Annotated in this window: 4 protein-coding genes; 2 read left to right on the top strand and 2 right to left on the bottom strand. The window is 36.9% G+C overall.

Translation table 11 applies throughout. From position 1 onward, the window contains the following. Positions 1-32: 32 nt before the first annotated feature. Both AC2JBO_RS43295 and AC2JBO_RS43290 read left to right on the top strand, forming a co-directional pair. Positions 33-1079 (top strand): S8 family peptidase, encoded by a 1047-nt coding sequence (locus AC2JBO_RS43295; protein WP_496959796.1) that lies wholly within the window; start codon positions 33-35, stop codon positions 1077-1079. Between the two features lie 146 nt (positions 1080-1225). Then, positions 1226-1486, top strand: coding sequence for a type II toxin-antitoxin system ParD family antitoxin (locus tag AC2JBO_RS43290; RefSeq protein WP_496959795.1), 261 nt, complete (start codon positions 1226-1228; stop codon positions 1484-1486). A gap of 467 nt (positions 1487-1953) precedes the next feature. On the opposite strand, the gene AC2JBO_RS43285 is transcribed toward AC2JBO_RS43290, so the two are convergent. Together AC2JBO_RS43285 and AC2JBO_RS43280 are read right to left on the bottom strand one after the other, a co-directional pair. Beyond that, on the bottom strand, positions 1954-2274 hold the full coding sequence (locus tag AC2JBO_RS43285; protein WP_496959794.1) for a hypothetical protein: 321 nt from the start codon (positions 2272-2274) through the stop codon (positions 1954-1956). 549 nt (positions 2275-2823) lie between these two features. Beyond that, the gene (locus AC2JBO_RS43280; RefSeq protein ID WP_496959793.1) at positions 2824-4530 is read right to left on the bottom strand and encodes a hypothetical protein; all 1707 of its coding nucleotides are present in this window, start codon (positions 4528-4530) and stop codon (positions 2824-2826) included. Between the last annotated feature and the right edge of the window lie 160 nt (positions 4531-4690).

Raw genomic sequence — 4690 nt, 5'->3', positions numbered from 1 at the left:
AATTTTTGCTTTTTCCTTGATTGTAATCTTTTGTGCTTCAAATTGAAGTGCGGAATGTGGGTTTTAAATTACCTGCCGAACAATTAATCAAAAAATATCAACAGCTTGCTGATACTTTCCAGAAACGTAACCCCAAAGCTTCAAAGAGCGAAATTGCTCATTATATTCGCAATCACATTCGTCTTACAATCAGTGGTGAATTTCACGGTACTTGGTCTGCGGGGGTAATTGCTGCCAATTCTCCAGATAAGTCAGGTGTTCTTGGAGTGGCGCCTAACACCCAAATTTTACCAGTAAGAGTTTTCGGCTTGGGTGGTGTGATTAATTCTGCTTCTTTAACGGAAGCAATTGGTTATTCTGCCAGTAGAAATGTTGATGTCATCAATATGAGTTTGGGCAGTTTGCTTCCTGATGAAGGATTAACCGAACAAATTTTTGATGTATTAGATAATAACCGCAACCTGGTAATCATCGCTTCTGCTGGGAATGAAAATTTAGATGGTGTTGGCTTTCCTGCTGGTATTCCTGGAGTTGTATCAGTCGGCGCCACAAATATGACAGGTAATCGTACCTTTTACAGCAGTTATGGCGCCGGATTAGATGTAGTTGCACCTGGCGGAGAAACTCAAAATACTCTGAGTGGGGGAATTTTAACTACAGGTGGCACTTGGTTGGATGGTTTTTGGCAAGGAATATCTGTACCAGATAGTTCTTGGGGTATGGCATTAGACCCTGCAGGTAAATACGTTCAAGTACAAGGTACTTCGTTCTCAGGTCCCATCGTATCAGGAGTAGTAGCATTAATGAAGGGGGAAGACCCAAAACGGCGTTTAAGTCGGGACGAAATAGTATCAATATTGAAAAAGACCGCTACGTATGATGGCTTAAATCTTTCTAAAACCGACATTAATCGTTATCGCTTACAGAAAGAAGTGGGTTTTGGAACTGTTGGGGATGAACCAATTTCTCGACCTTCAGGGATTTTTGCCAAGACGAAACCCGTGTCAGCACAGGAATATTTCTTCGGACGCGGTTTAGTCAATGCGGACGCTGCGGTTAAGAGTGTAAAGCAGAAGTAGGGTTTCTAGCAATGTTCTAGAAATTGTAAGGCGCCTCTTGAAAATTGGAAGATAACTGATGTTGGCTCACCTCAAAGTTAAAGTATGATAATAATCATACTTTAAACATACTTTCTATATAAGTAGAAGGAGTAAGCATAATGGTGATGATGCGAAAAACTATTACTATCCCTGAAGTGATGGATGAATGGGTTAAAGCTCAAATCGAAAGCGGACGCTATGGGAACGATAGCGAATACTTTTGTGATTTGATACGCCGTGATCAAGACAAGCGACAGGCAGAACAAAATTTGCTTTCTCTTATTCAGGAAGGCTTAGATAGTGGTGTAAGTGCGTCCACTCTACACGATATTATAAAAAGGGTAGAAGATAGGCTCAAAAATAATGGCAGCTTACCAACTCACTAATCAAGCCGAAAGAGAAATTGAGAACATCTACGAATACTCAATTTTAAACTTTAGATTATAAGTGGCACAAAATTATGTTTCTAAGCTTCATGATTGTTTCACATTATTAGCGAACGATCAAAGTTGGGATAGTACAAATACTAAAATAAAAACAAATAATCAATCCGGTTGCACTAAACCTATAACCAACGTAGTAATCAAGCCTTCGTCTTGGCTAACAAAGGGAATTCGAGTTGAGAGAATTAACAATCTCAGCCTATTCAAGTTTACAGAAGAATTAGATAAACGGGCTGGAAGAACTTCAAGGGTTAGAAAAAAGCTGACCTTCTAACATCAGAAGAAGCTAGCGAACTAGAAGCGATAGGGGAGTTAGATACCATATTTAGTTACATAAACGCTATAAATGTATCACAGTCGTGACAATTTATAATAATACTTAGGGATTTGTACGTAAACGCACTAAATTTCTATAGTGAAATTAAAGCAAACTTTTCCTCGATAGCTGTGTGTTCATTTTTCTCAAAAAAATCTGTTTCGTATGTAATATTTATCCAAATACAGGGAAAAATACCTTGATTAATTTCCTTAATAGCGTCAATATCCAAATCTTCATCATAAATATCGGATTCACTTTTAAGGACTATGTATTCAAATCCAACAATTAGGTTTTTTTCATATAAATTTTTCAAATATTTTTTAATGTCCTGAATTTCCGTATCAGATTCTGATAAATCACCGATACTTTTCTTCGCAATATACTCTTGGCTCGAAAGTCCTGCAAAATTCATATTCGTTCTCCTCGCTATATCTATGTGTGTATTATGTCTATTATATAAAAATTTTAAACATTGATTATTCGTAATCAATATTTACACGCAGGCACAATACTACTTACTCCTTACTCCTTACTCCTGTAAGATAAATCACACAAGGCTATGTTTGTGTAAATGTCTGAAAAAATTGATTATAGTCAATAGCGATGTATCGGCTCAATAAGTTGGGGTAAATAGTGATTCTCTTTGTTGTTGGATATATTTATTATGTATACAAATAACTTAAGCCATGCTCTAGCAGGGCGCCCGCTGCGCCATAGAACGTTGCTAACAGTATTTATATCAACATAATATTTATTATGAAGTGAAAGAGCTAACTATATAACAAGAAAAAATACAAACTACAATAGCACTTCTTTAATAACGCACTTTTAAACGCACCACAACCAGCGTGGATTACCTGCATTGGCAAACGAATAAATTTTGATGCAGCACAAATACATGCACACCAACCATTAAATGTAGTGAGTTTTTAATTTAACCAACGAGTTAATCGAAGAGTGTTTACCCTGACATACAAAATAATTCATCTTGCCAAAACAAGGGCTGATGCTTTTCAACAGATTTATCTCTAATAACATCTCCTAAAGATGGGATATCATAATTCTTAGAAATACGGTCTTGTATGTACTTGAAAAAGCTTATTCCTAATTTACGAGTAGTCGCAACAAGAGACATCAATATATCCCAAGCTCTAGTTCCCTCACTGGTCTGAGTCGCATAACTAATGTTACGTCGTTGCACCATTGTTCTGGCAGCTAGTTCAGCAGGGTTATTATGTAACGGCAATTCAGGATACTCTAGAACTAAAAGTAGCTCGGAAACTTTTGCTACTGTTAACTGCTTTCGTTCGTCTAATTGCTTATAACCACTTTCAGTACCAAAGATTTCCCAAAATCTTGACTGAAGCCAAAGTTTGTTCTTTACAGAAGGAGAATCACTATAAGCAAGCAGTTCCCGGTAGTAATTCCAAAACTCAGATAGAAAGTCGTCTAAAATTTTTTGATGGCAGGCAACAAACGGAGTCAGTTTTTTATAATGGCGCCCTTCATGTACCCAGCACAGAGCTAAATTATTAGTCAATAGTTTAAATTGGGGGGCATCATCACATACGAGAGTTTGTACTATTGGAATATGCGTTTGCTGATGATAAAAAGCAATCGCTGCCGCTTCCAATACACGAGTACGATTTTGAGAACCTAGTTTTTTCAAATACGTATCAAGCAGAGAATTAAACTCTGACTCTGCAAACACTTTTTCTTGAGGCAATAATTTGAGTTGATTACTCCATTTAGCAGGCACATTTAAAGTATCCAATAGTTCGTATGTGAGTTCATTTAAAATAAACTCAAGCCCTTGAAAGTTCTGTAACACCCCTAGTACGCTTAATCTATCTTTTTTTCGCGTTGTCGAGTAAACAGTATACAGAGGGTTACAAATTACATTCGTAGTCTGATTTATGCCCTTAACACGCGCGGACGTTTGGTCTATGTGCTGCCAAGTAGTACTTTCTAGCCCAGATATATATACTTCGTTATACTCATTCGAGAATTCACCAGTGTTTTTAATTAGCAGATTTGACAAATAACCTGCTGACATCGATATACCAATATCTTCTAAAAATTCTAATAATTTACCTTGAGTCATATTGCCTCCATAGTACAAGCTTATGACTAAGGCTTTAATTCCTGGACCAAACTCTCCATCGTAACCTGCTGGTAATGGCGCCAAGTATGTTTTACCTTCTGATGGGGAGTAAAATTTTGGTTTTAGAAATAGTACGTTATCTGTTTCAAGTGAGATATCTTGTACAACTACTTTTTCGTAACCCTTAAACTGGGCATCCGTTGGTAGCTCAGATTCTGGATACTCCAAAACCCATTCTCTATCTATTTTTACGCTGGCGTTTTTACTACTCTTTGTATGTTCTTTATGAGTTTTACGTTCTTTTTCTGACGAATGGTCTTTCTTAAACCCACTAGTTTTATTGGCTTTGATGTCTGGCTTGCCCTTTTCTCCTTTTAGGCGGTTGTTTTCATCCCGAAGTTTTTGAATTTCTTCTTCTAAACTTTTTATCTTTAAATTTTGTTCTTCTATTAAGTTCAAAAGTACTTCTATGGTTTGACGCAATGAAGGGTCTGCAATTCCGCTTGGGTCAATGCTTTGCAGCAAGTCAGGTACTAACTTTTTACTCTCTGGATTTTGTGTCATGTCTCATATTCTACGCCACCATGACAATAATGAATCTTTTTATTTTTTGCTAAATACTATATATCCGCTTTGGTCGAGCTACCTCAAATTTTGGCTAACATCCAAATTGCCTTAAACCCAATCACAGCCTTGAGAGTAAAAATGGCTCTGTGTACAGCTT

It is taken from the genome of Calothrix sp. CBUCES-K 9914 (genome assembly GCF_059640475.1).
This window is presented reverse-complemented; position numbering and strand designations above follow the sequence as displayed.

Bases quoted from the DNA above. Each gene is read 5' to 3' on its own strand.
- AC2JBO_RS43285 (WP_496959794.1), bottom strand. From the start codon at position 2,274: ATGAATTTTGCAGGACTTTCGAGCCAAGAGTATATTGCGAAGAAAAGT.
- AC2JBO_RS43280 (WP_496959793.1), bottom strand. From the start codon at position 4,530: ATGACACAAAATCCAGAGAGTAAAAAGTTAGTACCTGACTTGCTGCAA.
- AC2JBO_RS43290 (WP_496959795.1), top strand. From the start codon at position 1,226: ATGATGCGAAAAACTATTACTATCCCTGAAGTGATGGATGAATGGGTT.